We start from the raw sequence: 17,279 nt of genomic DNA on the forward strand, positions 1-17,279 counted from the left end.
GACACGTGGGGCCCTGGACCGATCCGGTCCAGGGCCCCACTGTTCTGTGCCGCAGTCCTACCGGTCGGCCGCCGGGCTCTCCAACACGGCGTCCACCACCACCCGTTCGACCGCCCGCAGCAGCTCCTCGGTCCGCTCCCTGGGGAGGTGGCCGAGGTCGACCAGGGCGTGGTGCACGTCCGCACCGTCCTGGTCCTGGGCCCAGTACCAGAGCCGGGCCTCCTGGCGCGGCTTCGGACCGTCCCAGGCGATCTCGGTCCTCGGCAGCAGGGCGAGGACCTGCTCGGCGGTGCCGGTCCCGGTCCGCGGCGGGCGCAGGTCGTTGAAGCCGCAGGAGAGCTCGATCTCCGGTACCCCGCGCTCGGCACTCACCTGGGCCTTCCTGGCGGCCAGCGCCACCGGGTCGCACTGCGCCCGGCGGTAGGCCCGCATCGCGGCGTGCGCGGTGTCGCGGACCACCTCCGGAAAGGAGCGGCCGGACGTCCTCACCAGCGTGACGCAGCTGCCGAGCGCGATGCCCACCAGGTCGCGCAGTGCGGGGAAGCCCCGGTTGGAGGCGATCAGCCGCAGCGGCACCTCGTCCCGCCCGGTGACGGTGCCGAGCACGGTGTTGAGCGCGGCCATCAGCACGGTGGTGCTGCTCGTCCCGAGCCGGGCGGCCAGCGTGCCGGTGGCCAGCGCCAGCGCCGGCGAGACCATGGTCACCTGGCCGAACCGGTCCGGATGGTCGAGCGGCAGCAGGCCCCCGGCGGGCGGGTCGAAGATGGTGGCCGGGGCCGCCCGCAGCACCTCCTCCCAGTGGTCGAGCGCCGCCGCCGACCGCTGCAGGCCCGGCGGCTCGGTCTCGGCCCGTGCCTGGTCGAAGTGCTGGTGGCGGACCGGCGGTTGCCCGTCCGGGGTGGCGCGGCCCGACAGCAACGCCTCCAGCTCCTCGGACAGCAGCACCAGGCCCGCGTAGTCCAGGGTCACGTGGGAGACCACCAGGACCAGTCGGATGGGCCGGCCCAGGTGCTCCAACAGGGCTGCCCGTACCGGGAGTTCGGCGGCGAGATCGAACCGGCGGCCGCGCAGCTCGGCGGCCAGCCCCGCAGCCTCGCGGTCCACCTCGGCCGCAGGCCCCGAGGTCCGGTGGATCTCCAGCGGGAGCGACTCGGTGGCGGCGAGCAGCTGGACCGGGGCCCCGTCCCGGTCCAGCGGGTAGCGGGTGCGCAGGCTCTCGTGCCGGTTCACCACCGCCCCGAGCACCAAAGCGACCGAGGACTCCTCGCAGCCGTCCGGCAGGTCGAGCACCTTGAGGTGGTTGAAGTGGTGGTCGAGCGGCTTCATCCACTCGGTGTCGTTCCACTGCACCCGCTGCGCCCAGGTCAGCGGCGCGGTGCCGGTCCGCTCGCCGCCGACCCGGATCGGGCGCAGCCGGACCGGCGCGGCCGGCGCGCTCACGACCGGCCGTCCGTGAGGGTGCCCAGCGCGGCGGAGAGCGCGGCGGGTGTGGCGAAGTTCTCCGGGGTCAGCATCGCGTCCGGGATGGTCACCGCCAGGGCGTCCTCCAGTCCGATCAGCAGTTGCACGGTGGAGAGCGAGTCCAGGCCCAGTGCCGTCAACTGCGCCTCGGGCAGCAGCTGCTGACCGGGTGCCAGCAACGGGAGGTACTCGCGGAGGACGTGCTCGAACTCCGGTGTCCAGTCGGTCTGCACGGTGGTGCTCCAGTTCGGTCGTGATGGCCCGGCCGCCCGGTACGGCGCCGGTTGCGGCTGTGCTGCGGGTGGCCGGGCGCCGGTCAGCCGGCCGGCGTCGCCCGGTCCGCCGGCGGCGCGTCGCCGAGCAGGCCGACCGCGCGGTCGACCAGGCAGAGCGTTCCGGTCGCGGTCAGCAGGCGGTCGTTGGCGTAGTTGAGCGCGGCCGAGCGCAGGTCGCGCAGATGGCGCTCCAGCGGGATCGGCGAGTCCGCCCGGTAGCCGAGCCCGAGGCCGGCCAGCTGCACGCACCGGTCCGCCACCTGGTGACAGAGGTCGGCGGCGGTCACCTTGAGGGTGTTGAGGTGGATCTGCACCGGGGGCCTGGTCAGGTCGTCTCCCCCGGCCCGCAGGTCGGAGACCTCCTGCTCGGTCCGGCGCAGGTAGGCGCCGACCAGTTCGAGGTCCATCCGGATCCTGGCGATCCGCTCGGCGACCAGGTCGGAGGAGAGGTCGAGGGAGGCCGGCCGCCTCGGGGAGCGGAGCACCGAGACCAGCCCGGCAAAGGCGGCCCGGGCCGCCCCGAGCCAGCAGGCCGCCCAGCCGAGGTGGCCGAGCGGGATCAGGCTGCCGGTGGCGACCCCGGCGAACTCGCCCCGGGTGCCGACGATCTGGTGCTCGGCCACCGGCCCGGACAGCCGCAGTGCGACGCTGTGGGTGCCCCGCATGCCGAGCGGGTTCCAGTCGCCGCTGACCTGGACGTCGAGCCGGTCGCGCTCGACGTACACCAGGGTGACCTCGCGGGGCGAGGCCGCCTCGGAGTCCCGCATGGTGACCAGGAAGCCGTCCGCCACCGTGCCGCCGGTGACGATCGGGGCGTCCCGTTCCAGCAGCAGGCCGTCGGCGCCCGGCCGCAGCGGCGCGGCGCTGGTCAGCAGGTGCCCGCCGGTCTGCCGCTCGGAGGTGACGGAGCCGAGGTAGACCGCGCCGGCCGCGATCCGGGGCAGCAGGTCGTCGAGCAGCTCACCGGTGCCGAACTCGACCAGGGCGTCGACCTGCTGACAGTGCATCGCCCAGATCATCGCGCTGGAGAGACAGCCCGAGGCCAGGATCTGGGCCACCTCGACCAGGTCGGCGAGCCCGCCGCCGAGACCGCCCCGGTCGGCCGGGACGAGCAGCCCCATCAGACCGCTGCCGCGCAGCGCGGCCAGCGACTCGACCGGGAAGCGGGCCCGCGCGTCCACGTCGGCGGCGTGCTCGGCGAGCACCGGCAGGACGGCGCGGGCGCGCTCGGCCGGGGTGCGGGCGGACACCGCCCGGACGGTGCCGCGGCGCAGCTCCAGGGCGGTGGCGGAGACCACCCGGCCGCCCCGGACGGCGATCTCGGCGGGCGCGGGCCTGGAGAGGAACCCGAGCAGGCTCGCACTCAGCCCGTACGCCCCGGTGTTGGGGACGGCCAGCAGGTCGCCGGGCTCGGGGCACGGCATCTCGGTGTCGTGCGCCAGGGTGTCGCTCGGGGTGCAGAGCGGCCCGACCAGGGTCAGTTTCCGGGCCTCCGCCGACGGTTCGGCGGCGCCGTCGGGCGTCACGACCCGGGCCCGGACCGGCGGCAGCCGGCGCAGCCCGGCCAGCCCGCCGAGCGTGTTGACCCCGGCGTCCAGCACCACGAAGGTGCGCCCCTTGCTCTCCTTCACGTCGGTGACGGTGGTGAGCAACTGCCCGCAGGATCCCGCGAGATGGCGGCCGGACTCGAAGGCGACCTCGACCCCGCCGGTGTGCCGTTCGGGGAAGTGCAGGTCGAGCTCCTGCTCCAGGGCCGCCCGCAGCCGGGGGTAGTCGGGGCGCTCCCCGGGCACCGCGTACGGGTGCGCGAAGCCACCGCCGAGGTCGAGCAGCCGGACCGGGAGGCCGTACTCGTCGCGCAGCAGCGCCGCGGTCCGCACGCTGGCGGACAGCTCGCCGACTAGGCTCTCCTCGTCGCCGGCGTTGGTCAGGGCGAACAGGTGCAGGCCGACCGGCTCGACGTGCTCGACCTCGGTGACCCGCCCGGTCCAGTCGGCGGCGGCCTCCAGGTCGAAGCCGAACTGCGAGGCGGTGCCGGTCATCCGCAGCCCCGCGGCACCCGCCCCGGTGGTGCCGTTGACCCGCAGCAGACAGCGGGCGGTCACACCGTGCCGGGCTGCCGCCGCGCCGATCCGGCGCAGGTCGCCGAGCGACTCGGCGGAGAACAGGGTGACTTCGCGGCGCAGCGCGTGGTCGAGTTCGGCCGTGGTCTTCCCGGGGCCGGTGTAGAGGCAGTCGGCGCCGGAGTGGCCGGCCAGCAGCGCGGCCTCCAGTTCACCGGTCGAGCTGACCTCGGCGCGGCAGCCGACCGCTCGCAGGGCGCGCACCACCTCGGGGTGCGGGTTGGCCTTGAGCGAGTAGAACAGCGTTGCGCCGACCGGCAGTTGGTCGCGCAGCGCGGCGACGGCCCGGTCGGCCCGGTCGAGGTCGTAGACGTAGAGCGGACTGCCGTACTGCTCGACCAGGGTGGTCGCCTTCATGGGCTTCTGGATTCCTCACGGTCTCGGCCGACCACGTCCGGTCGGCCCGGCGGGGGGGGAGGCCCGGTGTGTCCGGCCCACGCGGTCCGCGCGGCCCGGACGAAGATACACAGGCTCAGCGGCGTTCGACTGCGGCCCGGGAGCGGTCGAACATCGCCGCGGCGGAGCCGCCGCCGAGCTCGGCGAAGACCGCCCCGGCGTGCCGGAAGTCCTCGGCGGTACCGGCGTTGCCGAGCACCAAGACCCGGGCGCCGGCCCGGTGGTAGCGGGCGACGTAGTCGGCGACCTCCCGGTAACTGCCCACCAGCAGCGGGAGGGTGCCCTTGTCGCTGCGGTACGCGCCGGTCCAGTACACGTCGTCGTACACGTCACCCTCGGTGGCCAGGACGGCCAACCGGCGGCTCCAGTCCGAGCCCTGGGTCCGGCGCGCGGCGGTGGTCAGCCGGGAGGCCCGGGTCTCGCGGTAGGTCTCCCGGGCGACGGCCCACGCCTCGGCGGCGGTCGGCCGGGCCAGCAGGCCCACCCGGATGCCGATCCTCGGGCCGCCGGCCAGCGCCCGCGCGTAGTCCTCGGCGAACCGGTCCACCGGCTCGGGGTGGGTGATCGCCACGTCGGCGACCGTGCGGGCGGTGGCCAGGGCGGCGGGCGAGGAGCCGGCCAGGAAGACCCGGGGCAGCAGTTCGGGGGCGAGCGGGGTGTTCATCCGCAGGCCCTCGTAGCGGTAGTGGTCGCCGGCGAAGGCGACCGGGCCCTCCTCGGTCAGCAACCGCCGGACCACGGTGACGTACTCCGCCGCGCGCCGGTAGCGCTCCTCGCCGTCGGCGGTCTCGCCGACCTGCCGGAGCTCGGCCCCGGTGGCGCCGGTGATGAGGTTGAGGTCGACCCGACGACCGTACAGCGTGGTGAGCGTGTGGATCAGCTGCGCGACGGTGAACGGCGGTGCGGCGTAAGGCTGGGCGGCCACCAGCGGCACCAGCCGGTCGGTGCAGCCGAGCACGGCCGAGGCGACCAGCCACGGGTCCGGGTTGCGGTGGTTGTAGAAGGCCAGCAGACCGGTGACGCCGTGTGCCTCGGCGGCGCGGGAGATCTCGCGCAGGGCGGCGAGTCCGTGCGGCTCACCGGGGCGGGCCGTCCGGGCCGTGGCGTAGACCTCGAAGTCGGGTGTCACAGGCGGCTCCTGCTCTCGTCGGATGGGTCGGCACGGGTCCGGATCGGCGGGCCGGACCGTCACCGTCCGCACACACTTTGGCCCCATCGCCACCAGACACTCCGTCAACTATCGCCCAGGGCAGGCTTCCAGCACCATGCCTGACGTGCCGACACCCGAAAGTATTGGTCTAGACATGGAAGTCACGCCGCTGTTACTTTCGACGGGCTTGATCACGGGGTGTGTCCAGGCGACGCCGAGCCGTACCACCCCCCGGTCGTGCCCGCACCGCCGAACCACAGGGGGAGACAGTCATGGAAGGATGGCCCGAACCGGCCCTGTCCCGGCCGGACCCGGACGGCCTCCGCGGCTCCCTGGTCGAGTCCGTCCCCATCGCCGTGCTGCGCTCCGCGGACTCGCCCCGCCTCCAGCGCGAGGACCCGGACCACATCCGGACCCTGGCCCAGTCCGAGGCCGACCTGCCGCCCATCGTCGTCGACCGCGCGACCATGCGGGTCGTCGACGGCATGCACCGGGTGCACGCGGCCGTCCAGCGCGGCGCCGACCGGATCGACATCCGGTACGTCGACGGTGACGAGAGCGAACTCTTCCTGCTGGCCGTACAGCTCAACACCGCCCACGGCCTGCCGCTCTCGCTCGCCGACCGTCGCGCCGCCACCGCGCGGATCCTGCGCTCGCACCCCCAGTGGTCCGACCGGGCCATCGCCGGGACCACCGGGCTGGCCGCGAAGGCGGTCGCCGCGCTGCGGGCCGAGACCACCGGCGAGGTGCCCGGGGTGCACAGCCGGATCGGCCGCGACGGCCGCCGCCGCCCGCTCAGCACCGCCGAGGGACGCCGCTCCGCGGGTGAGCTGGTCAGGGCCAACCCGCAGGCTCCGCTGCGTCAGATCGCCCGCGAGGCCGGCATCTCCCTGGGCACCGCCTCGGATGTGCGCGCCCGGGTGCTGCGCGGCGAGGACCCGGTGCCGCCGCAGCGCCCGCGCAGCGTGCCCGAGCAGCGCGGCCCCGAGGACACGGCCAACGTCGTCCGGCACGGCAGCCGCTACGGTGCCCCGGCGGCGCCGCCCGTACAGCGCGACGTCGCGGCCATCCTGCGGATCCTGATGGCCGACCCCTCGCTGCGCTTCACCGAGAGCGGCCGGCAGGTGCTCCGCTGGCTGGGCGGCCACGCCATCGAGCCGGAGGAGTGGACCACCCTGGTCGAGCACGTGCCCAACCACGCCGTCGGCACCGTCGCCGATCTCGCCCAGCGGTGCAGCGAAGCCTGGCGGGAGTTCGCCAAGGAGCTCGAACAACGTCATCGCGCGTCGGCCTGAGCCCTGCGCAGCCCGCACTCCGCACCGGTGCCGGACGGTCACCGGTGCCCGAACACCCAGCTGAGGAAACGTGCCTGACCACCTGTCGACCCTGGTCAACTCCTGCCTGCTGCCCGCCTACGGCGGGGCCACCCCCGCCGACTGGCTCAAGCGCGAGATCGACGACGGGCTGGCCGGCATCGTGCTCTACGGCGCCAACCTGGGCCTGCTCGACGGCCGGCTGCGCGAGCTGGTCACCGGGCCGCTGCGGGCGCACCGCTCCGACCTGGTCATCGCCCTGGACGAGGAGGGCGGCGACATCACCCGCGCCGAGTACCACCGGGGCAGCAACTACCCCGGCGCGCTCGCCCTCGGCGTGGTGGACGACGTGGAGCTGACCGGGCGGGTGGGCGCCGCCGTGGCCGCCGACCTGATCGAGGCCGGCATCTCGGTCAACCTCGCCCCCTGCCTGGAGATCTGCCCCGGTACCGACCTGCCGGTCTTCGGCACCCGCTCCTTCGGCGCGGACCCGGCCCGGGTCGCCGCGCACGCCCGCGCCTTCGTCGAAGGCGTGCAGCGCCACGGCGTCGCCGCGACCGCCAAGCACTTCCCCGGCCTGGGCTCGACCCGGGTCGACTCGCACTTCGAACTGCCCGTCGTGCCCACCCCGGAGGACCGGTTCCGGGCCCGTGACCTGGTCCCGTTCGCCGCCGCCGTCGCGGCCGGCGTCCAGGCGGTGATGACCGGACACGTGGCCGTCCCGGCGATCGACGAAGCCCCGGCGACCTTCAGCCGACGGTTCGTCACCGACATCCTGCGCGGGGAGCTGGCGTTCGACGGCGTGGTGATCAGCGACTCGCTGGACATGCGGTCGGCCCGGGGCACCCTGGGCTTCGGCGGCGCCGCCGTCCGTGCCTGGGCCGCCGGCGTCGACCTGATGATCATCGGGCCGCAGGACGGCGAGCAGATCTGCGCCGAGATCCGGGAGTCCGCCCGGCGGGCCGTGGCCGACGGAGTCCTCTCGCTCGCCCGGCTGGAGGAGGCGGCCGACCGGGTGGCCCGGCTGCGCGAGCTCACCGGCTCCCCCGTCCCGCCCGACGACGACCTCGCCGAGGTCGGGCTGACCGCCGCCCGCCGGGCCCTCGCGGTCCGCGGGGCCGCGCCCCGGCCGGGGGAACGGTTCGTCGTCGAGCTGCGCCCGGAGCCCGGCATCTCCTGCGGCACCGTCCCCTGGGGCTTGGTCGACGCCCTGGAGCGGCTGGGCGCGCCGGCCGGTTCGGTGCTGGTGGAGCCCGGCACCGCCGCCGGCTCGCTCGCCGTGCCGGACGGCGTCCCGCTGGCCGTGGTGGCCCGCACCGAGTACGCCGACCCCTGGCAGGAGGCGGTGGTCGCCGCGCTGCTGGCCGACCGGCCGGACGCCGTCCTGGTCGACATGGGCTACCGCGACCTGCCGGTCCCGGCCGGGACCACCGTGCTCAAGACCTACGGCGCCGGCCTGGTGAACGCGGTGGCGGCGGCCGAGCTGCTGCTCGGCCGCCGCTGGGCCGGTGCTCCGCGCGACCTGCCCGGCCTGGCCTAGGGTCGGTCTGACGACTCCCGCCGGGTCCGGCCCGCCCGGCACGCCCGCTCCGGGCGCCCTGGCCTGGTCCGACGCGAATCGTCAGACCGACCCGGAGGCCGCCGACCAGGCCAGGTGCGCCGCGTCGACGGTCTCCCACAGCCGTCGGCGCTCGGCCGCGTCCAGCTCGTCGAGCGGCAGCCCGAAGACCTCCCGCAGGGCGCCGAACCACTCGTCGGCGTCGGCCAGTTCACGTCGCCGCTCACCCTCGGCCGTGATCCGGGTGAGCACCCGGCCGAGCAGCAGATCGGTGCCGAGGGCGTCCCGGCGCTGCACCCGGGCCAGCCGGACGAACTCGGACTCCGGTGCGGTGGAGAGCCGCACGTGCTCGGCCGCGAACTCCTCGATCCCGGCCGCCCGGGTGGAGATGTCGGCCCCGACGAACCCCCGCACCGGGTGGTGCTCCAGCCGCCAGGCGCCCGGCTCGGCCGAGGAGGACGCCAGCCGGTACCCGAACGGGCCCTGCACGGTCGTCCCTGCCTGCAGCGGCAGCGGCTCGTGGAAGGCGAAGCCCAGCCCGACGTCCACCAGCCAGTGGCCGGCCGGCACCTCCGGCGTCGGCAGCCCGGCCACGGTCAGCGCCAGATGGTTCCCGTTGACGCCCACCGGCTCCTGATCGCCCGTCCCCTGCACGCCGACCCGGTGCATCGTCACCCGGTAGCCCAACTCCGCCAGCAGCAGGCGGAACGCGCCGTTCAGTTGGAAGCAGTAGCCGCCCCGGCCCCGCCGCGCGATACGGTCGACCGATTCCGCCGGGTCGAGCCCCACCGGGCGTCCCAGCTGGAAATCCAGCGTCTCGTAGGGAATTCGCTCCACATGGGCGCGGTGCAGCCGCCGCAGATTATCGAGAGTTGGCTCCAATTCCTGGCCGAGGCCCAGTCGTTGGAGATATCCGGTGATGCTCGTGGTCGACATGACCGGCACCCTAACAATCCGTCAGAGCTGTTCGACAGAGCCTGACGTGCGAGAACGCCGTGCCGTCCGCCGGGCTCACCGTCCCGCTGTTCAATGGCCCGCCCCGGTCTCCATGGCCGGACAACGATGCGGTCAGTAGGGTCGTTGCCGTTTGATGAATGGCACGGCCAACACCGGGAGTATTGCCTTGAGTTCCCTTCTTTCGCAGCAGCTTCCAACCGCCGCGGCGGTGGCCGTCCGGACCGCGGACACGGTCTCCGACGCCGTCCGCCGGCGGGTGGCCGAGCGCGGCGAATGCGTCCTGGCGCTCACCGGGGGGAACACCCCGACCGAGGCCTACCGACTGCTGGCGACCCACGACCTGCCGTGGCGGTCGGTCCACGTCGTCCAGACCGACGACCGGGTGCTTCCCGAGGCCGAGACCGGCTCCAACTGGCGGATGATCTGCGAGACGCTGCTCGACCCGGCGGGCGTGCCGCAGGAGCGCCGTCACCCGATGCCGGTCCGCACCGACGACCCGGCCGCCGCCGCGGCCGGGTACGCGAAGCTGCTCGCCTCGCTCACCCCCACCGGCAGCGCGGACGTGGTGCTGCTCCAGCTCGGCCCGGACGGCCATCTGGCCTCGCTGTTCGCCGACCGCCACGACCCGGCGGACCCGTCCGGCGTCGCGCTGACCAGCACGGTGGACGGGGCGCTGCGGATGACCCAGACCCTGCCCGCGCTCAGCGGCGCGGGCGTCCGGATCGTGATGGCCACCGGCGCGGGCAAGACCGAGGCGGTGGCGAAGCTCGTCGACGCCACCGCCGACACCCTCGCCGCCCGGACCTTCCTCGGGACCGACGGTCTCCTGCTCCTGGACGCCGAAGCCGCCGGCCCGGGCCGGTGACGGCACCGACCGCATCGCAGGGCTTCTCCGCCGAGGCCGCACGGCGCAGCCGGCGGCCGGTGCTGGTCCTCGACCTCGGCGGCACCTGGTTCCGGGCCGGTGTGCTGACGGCCGACGGCACCGTCGTCGCGCAGCGCCGCGACCCGGCCCTCACCGTCACGACCCACCCCGGGTCGGTCACCGGGCTCCAGCACCGGATCACCGACTGGCTGGTCCGGACCGCGGACGCCCTCGCGCCCGGCCTGGCCGCCATCGGCGGCGCCCCGCTCTGCGCCGTCTCGCTGGGGGCCGCGATGAACGGCCTGACCGGCGAAGTCCTGGGCAGCGCGCCGCTGTTCGGCAGCGCCAGCACCTCCTGGTGGCCGGCCGCCGAACTCGCGACGCGCCGGCCCGGCCTGCGCTGGTCGGTGGTCAACGACGTGTCCGCGCTCGCCTACGCGCTGCTCGTGGACACCGCCCTGCCCCGGCACGGCAAGGCCGCCGCACTGACGGTCAGCACCGGGATCGCCTACCGCACCATCGACCTGGCCACCGGCCACGTCCCGCTCGACCCGCACCACGGACTGCAGGGTGAGATCGGCCACCTGCCCGCCCAACTCACCTGGGAGGGACGGCCGGTGGCGGCCCACTGCGACTGCGGTGCGCCCGACCACGTGGCGGCCCTCGCCTCCGGCGCCGGAATCGGCCGCTTCCTGCGCAGCCTGCCCGCCGAAACCTGGGGCGGCCGGACCGGACCCGGCACGGATCCGGTGGCCGCCTTCACCGACCGGGCCGCCGCCGGCCATCCCGGCGCCCTCCGGGTGCTCGACGCGGTGACGCTGCCGCTCGCCCGGGTGCTGCTGGCGCAGGCCACCCTCGACCCCGAGGTCGGACTCACCGTGCTCACCGGCGGCGTGGTCGACGGCCTCGGGGACGTCTACCTGGACAGCCTGCTGCGCAACCTCGCCCAACCCGGGCCGTACGGCATCGCGGACCGGGACCGGGACTACTTCACCGGCCGGATCGTCCGCGGTCGCCCGGACGGGCTGACCGCCCTGCGCGGCGCGGGAGTCCACGCCCGGGGAATTCCGAACGAAAGAGTACACTCACCATGAGCGTTGGGGAATGGACGGTCCACGCCCGGCTGGACGTCTCCTACCGGGTCGCCGAGGCGCCGGGGCTGCTGGCGCCCGGCGACCGGGCCCTGGCCAGGGCGGCCCGGCTGGAGCCGGGGGCCCGCCGCCTGGTGGTGGTCGACCAGCGGGTGCTCGAACTCCACGGCGCCCGGTTGCGCGCGTACTTCGCCGCCCGGCAGGCCGTCCCGCACCTGCTGGCCCTGCCCGGCGGCGAACGGACCAAGACCGTCGCCACGTTGGAGCAGGTGGTGCGCGAGGCCGACCAGGTCGGCCTGGCCCGCCGGGACCCGATCGTGGCGGTCGGCGGCGGCGTGCTCACCGACCTGGTCGGGCTGGCCGCCAGCCTGTACCGGCGCGGCACACCCTTCGTCCGGGTCCCCACCACCCTGGTGGGGATGGTCGACGCGGCGGTCGGCGCCAAGACCGCGGTGAACGCCCAGGGCCAGAAGAACCGCCTCGGCAGCTACCACCCGGCCGCCGACACGCTGCTCGACCGCTCCTTCCTGAGCACCCTGAGCCTGCGTCACATCCGCAACGGCATGGCCGAGATCGTCAAGATGGCGGTGATCGACGACGCCGTGCTCTTCGACCTGCTCGACGCGGACGCCGAGGAGCTGGTGACCGGCCGGCTGGCCGGACCGGCCGGGCGGGAGGTGATGCGGCGGGCGATCACCGCGATGCTGGCGCACCTCGAACCCAACCTCTGGGAGCAGGACCTGCGCCGGGCGGTCGACTTCGGCCACACCTTCGGCCCGGCGGTCGAGATGGCGGCCCAGCCCGGCATGCTGCACGGCGAGGCGGTCGCCCTCGACATGGCGCTCTGCTGCGCCATCGCGGTGGACCAGGGCCTGTTGGCCGAGGTCGACGCCCGCCGGGTGCTGCGGCTGCTGCACCGCACCGGGCTGCCGGTCCGGCACGCGCTGGGCGAGCCCGACTTCCTCTGGGAGGCGCTCACCGAGTCCACCCGGCACCGCGACGGCCGGCAGCACGTCCCGCTGCCGGCCGGGATCGGCAAGTGCGTCTTCGCCGACGCGTTGACCGCGGCCGACCTGCGGCGCGCGGTGCGGACCCTGGACCGGCTGGTCGAAGCGGAGGGAATCACCCGGTGAACACCGACACCGACCACCTGGCCTGGCTGCGCACCGCCGACGGCGGCCTGCGGCTCGGCGCCGACCCCGTCCCGCACCGCCCGGCCGACCGGGCACTGCGGATCCTGCGGGTCGGCATCTGCGGCACCGACCTGCAGATCCAACGCGGCGTCCGGCCGGACGGCGCCGCCGTGCTCGGCCACGAGGGGCTGGCGGAGTACCGGACGCCCGCCGGCGTCCACCGGGTGCTGTTCAACCCGGTCGACCCGGACGACCAGGACCACATCCTCGGCCACTCGCACGACGGCGTCCTGCGCCGCCGGTACCCGGCACCCGGCAGCGGGGAACTCGCCACCGCCGCCGACCCGGTGCTGCGCGGGCTGGTGCCCGCCCGGCCGGACCTCGCCGCCGACCTGGCCGCCCTGGTCGAGCCGCTGGGCGCCGTCCTCTACGGCTGGGACCTGCTGGACACCTGCGGGCCGGCCGGCCGCGCCGCGGTGTGGGGCAGCGGGACCACCGCGGTGCTGGCCGCCCTGGTCGGCGAACTGCGCGGCACCGCGATGACGTTGGTCCACGGCCGACCTGAGCGGTTGGCCTGGCTGCGCCGACGCGAGGTGCTGGCCGACACCCGGCTCAGCACCGGACCCCCCGCCGCCGGCCTCGGCGCGGCCTTCGTCTGCCTGCCGCGGGAGGCGGCCGGAGCTGCGCTCAGGCAGGCGCTGACCGCACTCGGGGACGAGGGTGCGGTCGACCTGTTCGGCGGATTCGGCACCGGCGGCACGCACGAGCTGACCGGCGGCCTCGACCTCAACTCGGTGCGGCGGGCCAACATCTGCGGCTCGTCACCGGCCACCGCCCTGCCGGTCCGGCTGCCGTCGGGCGGCCTGGTCCGGCTGACCGGGCACCGCGGCACCTCGGCCGACCACCTGCGGCGGGCCCAGGACCTGCTGGTCGAACACCCCCGGCGGTTCGGCCGGGTGCTCAGCCACGTGGTCCCGCTGGAGTCGGCCGGGCCGGTGCTGCGCTCGATGGCCGCCGACCGGCCCGGACGGCGCCTGCTCGGCACCGGCCCGGACGGCACGGAGGTCCGCGGCGAACACCTCAAGGTGCTCGTCGACCCCACCCTGCCGGCCGGCCCAGGCCGCGAACCCGACCTGGTCACCACCGTGGCCGAGCTGCCCCCCGGGTGCTGAGACCCGACCCCCCCGAACACCTCACGGAGGACACCATGCTGGTCCCGCGCTACGGCTACCCGGCCCAGTTCGACGACCTCGCCGCACTGACCGGTCGGATCTCCGAACTGCTGCTCTCCGGCGACTACATCCTCGGCAAGCCGGTCGAGCGGTTCGAGCGCTCCTTCGCCGCCCAGGTCGGGGCCGACACCGCGATCGGCCTCAACTCCGGCACCGACGCCCTGGTCCTCGCCCTGCACGCGCTGGGCATCGGACCGGGCGACGAGGTCGTCACCGTCGCCAACACCTTCCACTCCACCGTGCTGGCGATCGTCCGGGTCGGCGCCGTCCCGGTGCTGGTCGACTGCACGGACACCGACTACATGATGGACCTGGACCGGCTGGAGGCGGCGATCACGCCCCGCACCCGGGGAGTGATCGCGGTGCACATGTTCGGCCAGGTGCTGGACATGGACCGGATCACCACACTGACCGAGCGGCACGGCCTGGCCCTGGTCGAGGACTGCGCCCAGGCGGTCGGCGCCCGGTGGCAGGGCCGTCAGGTCGGCACCTTCGGTGACGTCGGCTGCTTCAGCTTCCACCCGTCCAAGACCCTGGGCGCGGCCGGCGACGCGGGTGCCGCGGTGACCGGCCGGCCGGAGCTGGCCGACCGGCTGCGCTCGCTGCGCGGGCTCGGCCAGCTCGAACAGAACCACCACCTGGAGGCCGGCTACAGCAGCCGGATGGACTCCGTCCAGGCGCTGGTGCTGGAGCACAAGCTGCCCCGCCTCGACGCGTGGAACCTGGCCCGCCGCGAGCTCGCCGGGCGCTACACCCGGGCCCTGGCCGGCAGTGCCGTCCGGGTGCCCGACGCCGGCCCCGGGCACGTCTTCCACATGTACCAGGTCGTCGTCCCCGACCGGGACGCCACCCTGGCCGCGCTGCGGGCGGCGGGAGTCGACGCGGTCGTGCGCTACCCGGTCCCGATCGCCCGTCAGCCCGCGTTCGCCGCCCACGACTTCGACCCCGCCGACTACCCGAACGCCGACTTCCTCGCGGAGAACGCGCTCTGCCTGCCGCTGCGTCCGGAGATGACGCCCGCCGACGTCGACCTGGTGGCCGACACCCTGCTGTCCGTCGTCGGCCGGTCCTGACCACCGCCCCACCCCTTCCCCCGCACCGAGAGGCCCTCCCATGAGCGCTCCGACCACCATCGTCCCCGGCCTGTTCGGCGCCGACCCGCTGGAGTACGGCCGGGCCGTCGCCGACGTCGCCGCGGCCGGCGCCGAGCTGCTCCATCTCGACGTGATGGACGGCGTCTTCGTCCCGGACATCAGCTTCGGCCTCAAGGCGGTCGCCTCGATCCGCAAGTCCTTCGCCGGCCGGCTCGACGCGCACCTCCAGGTGGCCCGCCCCGAGGCGTACGTCGAGGGCCTGGCCGGAGCCGGCGTCGACCTGGTGACCGTGCACGTCGAAGGCACCCCGCACATCGGCCGGGTGCTGCGCGAGCTGGAGCGCTCCGGCGTCGCGGCGGGCCTGGCGCTCAACCCCGGCACCCCGCTCTCGGCCGTCGAGGAGGTGGCCCACCTCGTCGAACAGGTCGTCGTGATGGCGGTCAATCCCGGCACCAGCGACTTCCTGCCCTACACCGTGGACAAGATCCGGCGGCTGCGCACCGAGCTGGACGCCCGCGGCCTCGACCACATCCGGATCGCCGCCGACGGCGGGGTGACGGCCGAGCGCGCCGCCGAGCTGCGGGCCGCGGGCGCCGACCGGCTGGTGGTCGCCTCGGCCCTGTTCCGGGATCCGGCCGGTGTGGCGGCCGCGCTCCGCTCGCTGGCCACGGCCGCGGCGGGCACCCGATGACGGCCCGGCCGGCGCCCGTCGGGACCGGCCCGTACCCGCCGGGCCCGTACCTGCTGTTCGACATCGACGGCACGCTGGTCGACTCGAGCCGGCTGATCACCGACGTCTGGCGGCAGGTGGCGGCCGAGTTCGGTGCCGACGCGGACGCCATCCTCGCGGTCTGCCACGGCCGCCGGGACGCCGAGGTCGTGCCGATGTTCTTCGCCGCAGCGGACGTCCCCGCCGTCATGGCCCGGATCCAGGTGCTGGAGGCGGCCGGCGGCGACCTGCTCAGCCCGGTCCCCGGCGCCACCGAACTGCTCGCCGCGCTCCCGGCGGACCGCTGGGCCGCCGTCACCTCCGGCCCCAGCCGGCTGATGACCGGCCGACTGCGCAGCGCCGGTCTCCCGGTGCCAGCCGTCCTGGTCGCGGCCGACCACGTCGCCGAGGGAAAGCCCGACCCGGAGGGCTACCTCGCCGCCGCCCGCGCCCTCGGGGCCGAACCCGCCGACTGCGTGGTGATCGAGGACGCCCCGGCCGGTGTCACGGCCGGCCGCCGGGCCGGCATGTTCGTCGTCGCGCTCACCACCACCCACCGGGCCCCCGCCCTCGGCGAGGCCCACCACGTCCTGGACCGCCTCGCCGAGCTCCCCACCGCCCTGGCCGCCCGCGCCCGGACCAGCTGACCGGGTACGTCTGACCCCCGGCCCCGGCGACCGGGGGTCAGACGTACTGGGTCAGGTCGATCGAGTGGACGCTCAGCCGGTTGCCGGTGGCCGGGTCGGTGGTCTCGTGGTCGAGCTCCATGCCGAGCTTGCGCATCACGTTCTCCGAGGCGTCGTTACCCGTCCTGGCGATGCTGATGACGCGGTCCAGGCCGCGGTCCTCCAGGGCGAACTCGAGCGCGGCGTGGGCGGCCTCGGAGGCGTACCCCTGGCCCCAGAACTGACGGCCGAGGCGCCAGCCGATCTCCACGGCGGGGAGCACCTCGGGCAGGAAGTACGGCACCGAGAGCCCGGCGAAGCCCGCCAGCTCGCCCGAGCTGAGCAGCTCGACGGCGAACAGGCCGAAGCCCTCCTCGTCCCAGCCGTCCTCCCAGCGCTCGATCGCCTCCGCCGTCTGCTCCAGGTCGAGCACGGAGCCGTCGCCGATCCACTGCATGACCTCGGGGTCCGCGTTGATCTCGGCCATCGGCGCGAGGTCGTACTCGGTCCAGCGGCGGAGCAGCAGGCGGGGCGTGCGAATCTCGGTCATGCTCCCATCCTCCCGGACCGCCGGTGCGATCCGGTAATCGGCCGGGCTCAGGCGGCCGGGACGGGCGCGGTGCGGCAGACCGGGCAGCGCTCCCGGCCGTCCCAGGCCGACCAGCCGAAGACCGCCGGGGTGAGCGCGTCGCCCTCCAGCTCCGCCCGGACCGCGACCCGGTAGGCCCAGACCGCCTCGATGTAGGGGTGGTACGCCTCGTGGAAGGCGGTCGAGGACTGGGGCGCGCCGCCGCCCACCACCCGGCGCAGCGCCCGCAGTTGCTGGAACATCCGCTGCCCGGCACCGGCCACGGTCTCGCTCGCGTCGATGTACAGCCGCTCGCGGGCGTCGTAGACCCCGGAGTCGACCAGCGCGGCCCGGCTGGCCGACTCGGCCGGACCGGGATCGGCGGCGGTCGCCTGGGCGAGCTTCACCAGCTGGGTGTGCGCGGTGCCCGCGGCGGCGATGAAGGCGGTGTACACCTCCCGCCGCCGGGCGTCGAGCCCCCGGTCCACCTCGTGCCGGTTCCGCAGCCGGTCGGCCAGCACCGTGCCGGATATCGCGATCACGGCGCCGCCCAGCGTCGCGACCAACGTCCCCCACTCCACCCGCGCTCCCCCTGCCTGCCGACGGTGCTGGCACCGTAGCACCAGCCCCTGACGGGCCGTCACCGGACCTTGGCCCGGCCGATGCGCAGTTGATATCCGCCGGACCCT

General features: G+C 75.0%; 16 protein-coding genes. 9 read left to right on the top strand and 7 right to left on the bottom strand.

Features of this window, described 5'->3' with window-relative positions; translation table 11 throughout:
• Positions 1–57 precede the first annotated feature (57 nt).
• The 4 genes from ACIRPK_RS02905 to ACIRPK_RS02920 all read right to left on the bottom strand — a co-directional run bounded on the left by ACIRPK_RS02905 (position 58) and on the right by ACIRPK_RS02920 (position 5,384).
• On the bottom strand, positions 58–1,440 hold the full coding sequence (locus ACIRPK_RS02905) for a condensation domain-containing protein (protein WP_403031989.1): 1,383 nt from the start codon (positions 1,438–1,440) through the stop codon (positions 58–60).
• The gene (locus ACIRPK_RS02910) at positions 1,437–1,694 is read right to left on the bottom strand and encodes a phosphopantetheine-binding protein (RefSeq protein ID WP_403031992.1); all 258 of its coding nucleotides are present in this window, start codon (positions 1,692–1,694) and stop codon (positions 1,437–1,439) included. Before ACIRPK_RS02910 ends, ACIRPK_RS02905 begins: the two co-directional genes overlap by 4 nt.
• A gap of 83 nt (positions 1,695–1,777) precedes the next feature.
• Entirely contained in the window at positions 1,778–4,216 is a 2,439-nt protein-coding gene (locus tag ACIRPK_RS02915; RefSeq protein ID WP_403031994.1) for an acyl-CoA dehydrogenase family protein, read from the bottom strand.
• A 115-nt stretch (positions 4,217–4,331) separates the two neighbouring features.
• The gene (locus tag ACIRPK_RS02920) at positions 4,332–5,384 is read right to left on the bottom strand and encodes an LLM class flavin-dependent oxidoreductase (protein ID WP_403031996.1); all 1,053 of its coding nucleotides are present in this window, start codon (positions 5,382–5,384) and stop codon (positions 4,332–4,334) included.
• 293 nt (positions 5,385–5,677) lie between these two features.
• On the opposite strand from ACIRPK_RS02920, the gene ACIRPK_RS02925 reads away from it, so the two are divergent.
• The gene (locus tag ACIRPK_RS02925) at positions 5,678–6,700 is read left to right on the top strand and encodes a ParB/RepB/Spo0J family partition protein (RefSeq protein WP_403031999.1); all 1,023 of its coding nucleotides are present in this window, start codon (positions 5,678–5,680) and stop codon (positions 6,698–6,700) included.
• Positions 6,701–6,770: 70 nt separating this feature from the next.
• Positions 6,771–8,258 (top strand): glycoside hydrolase family 3 N-terminal domain-containing protein, encoded by a 1,488-nt coding sequence (locus tag ACIRPK_RS02930; protein ID WP_403032002.1) that lies wholly within the window; start codon positions 6,771–6,773, stop codon positions 8,256–8,258.
• An 81-nt stretch (positions 8,259–8,339) separates the two neighbouring features.
• Here the strand turns inward: ACIRPK_RS02930 and ACIRPK_RS02935 are convergent, their stop codons facing one another.
• Positions 8,340–9,212: an arylamine N-acetyltransferase gene (locus tag ACIRPK_RS02935; RefSeq protein WP_403032005.1), complete on the bottom strand. Its 873-nt coding sequence runs from the start codon at positions 9,210–9,212 to the stop codon at positions 8,340–8,342.
• A gap of 187 nt (positions 9,213–9,399) precedes the next feature.
• Between ACIRPK_RS02935 and pgl the strand changes: the two genes are divergently transcribed.
• The 7 genes from pgl to ACIRPK_RS02970 are packed head-to-tail and all read left to right on the top strand — an operon-like array spanning position 9,400 to position 16,004.
• Complete coding sequence (pgl, locus tag ACIRPK_RS02940) at positions 9,400–10,098, top strand: 6-phosphogluconolactonase (protein WP_403032008.1); 699 nt, start codon at positions 9,400–9,402, stop codon at positions 10,096–10,098.
• Positions 10,095–11,192, top strand: a complete 1,098-nt coding sequence (locus ACIRPK_RS02945) for an ROK family protein (RefSeq protein ID WP_403032010.1) — start codon at positions 10,095–10,097, stop codon at positions 11,190–11,192. The genes pgl and ACIRPK_RS02945 overlap by 4 nt, the downstream gene beginning before the upstream one ends.
• Entirely contained in the window at positions 11,189–12,322 is a 1,134-nt protein-coding gene (locus tag ACIRPK_RS02950; RefSeq protein WP_403032012.1) for a sedoheptulose 7-phosphate cyclase, read from the top strand. The genes ACIRPK_RS02945 and ACIRPK_RS02950 overlap by 4 nt, the downstream gene beginning before the upstream one ends.
• A complete protein-coding gene (locus tag ACIRPK_RS02955; RefSeq protein ID WP_403032015.1) occupies positions 12,319–13,494 on the top strand; it encodes a dehydrogenase in 1,176 nt (391 codons plus the stop codon). Before ACIRPK_RS02950 ends, ACIRPK_RS02955 begins: the two co-directional genes overlap by 4 nt.
• A 35-nt stretch (positions 13,495–13,529) precedes the next feature.
• On the top strand, positions 13,530–14,627 hold the full coding sequence (locus ACIRPK_RS02960) for a DegT/DnrJ/EryC1/StrS family aminotransferase (RefSeq protein WP_403032018.1): 1,098 nt from the start codon (positions 13,530–13,532) through the stop codon (positions 14,625–14,627).
• A gap of 40 nt (positions 14,628–14,667) precedes the next feature.
• Positions 14,668–15,339, top strand: coding sequence for a ribulose-phosphate 3-epimerase (locus ACIRPK_RS02965; RefSeq protein WP_403032021.1), 672 nt, complete (start codon positions 14,668–14,670; stop codon positions 15,337–15,339).
• On the top strand, positions 15,336–16,004 hold the full coding sequence (locus tag ACIRPK_RS02970; RefSeq protein ID WP_403032024.1) for an HAD-IA family hydrolase: 669 nt from the start codon (positions 15,336–15,338) through the stop codon (positions 16,002–16,004). The genes ACIRPK_RS02965 and ACIRPK_RS02970 overlap by 4 nt, the downstream gene beginning before the upstream one ends.
• Before the next feature lie 37 nt (positions 16,005–16,041).
• Here ACIRPK_RS02970 and ACIRPK_RS02975 read toward each other — a convergent pair whose 3' ends face one another.
• Both ACIRPK_RS02975 and ACIRPK_RS02980 read right to left on the bottom strand, forming a co-directional pair.
• The gene (locus ACIRPK_RS02975; protein ID WP_403032027.1) at positions 16,042–16,572 is read right to left on the bottom strand and encodes a GNAT family N-acetyltransferase; all 531 of its coding nucleotides are present in this window, start codon (positions 16,570–16,572) and stop codon (positions 16,042–16,044) included.
• A gap of 47 nt (positions 16,573–16,619) precedes the next feature.
• On the bottom strand, positions 16,620–17,156 hold the full coding sequence (locus ACIRPK_RS02980) for a CchlQ (protein WP_403032029.1): 537 nt from the start codon (positions 17,154–17,156) through the stop codon (positions 16,620–16,622).
• Positions 17,157–17,279: the final 123 nt, after the last annotated feature.

The sequence above is a fragment of the Kitasatospora sp. NPDC101801 genome (assembly GCF_044766665.1).
Lineage (GTDB): Bacteria > Actinomycetota > Actinomycetes > Streptomycetales > Streptomycetaceae > Kitasatospora.

Excerpts from the sequence above, each read along its gene's own strand:
- ACIRPK_RS02965 (WP_403032021.1), top strand. The coding sequence starts at position 14,668 with ATGAGCGCTCCGACCACCATCGTCCCCGGCCTGTTCGGCGCCGACCCG.
- ACIRPK_RS02960 (WP_403032018.1), top strand. The coding sequence starts at position 13,530 with ATGCTGGTCCCGCGCTACGGCTACCCGGCCCAGTTCGACGACCTCGCC.
- ACIRPK_RS02975 (WP_403032027.1), bottom strand. The coding sequence starts at position 16,572 with ATGACCGAGATTCGCACGCCCCGCCTGCTGCTCCGCCGCTGGACCGAG.
- ACIRPK_RS02925 (WP_403031999.1), top strand. The coding sequence starts at position 5,678 with ATGGAAGGATGGCCCGAACCGGCCCTGTCCCGGCCGGACCCGGACGGC.
- ACIRPK_RS02935 (WP_403032005.1), bottom strand. The coding sequence starts at position 9,212 with ATGTCGACCACGAGCATCACCGGATATCTCCAACGACTGGGCCTCGGC.
- ACIRPK_RS02915 (WP_403031994.1), bottom strand. The coding sequence starts at position 4,216 with ATGAAGGCGACCACCCTGGTCGAGCAGTACGGCAGTCCGCTCTACGTC.
- ACIRPK_RS02970 (WP_403032024.1), top strand. The coding sequence starts at position 15,336 with ATGACGGCCCGGCCGGCGCCCGTCGGGACCGGCCCGTACCCGCCGGGC.
- ACIRPK_RS02950 (WP_403032012.1), top strand. The coding sequence starts at position 11,189 with ATGAGCGTTGGGGAATGGACGGTCCACGCCCGGCTGGACGTCTCCTAC.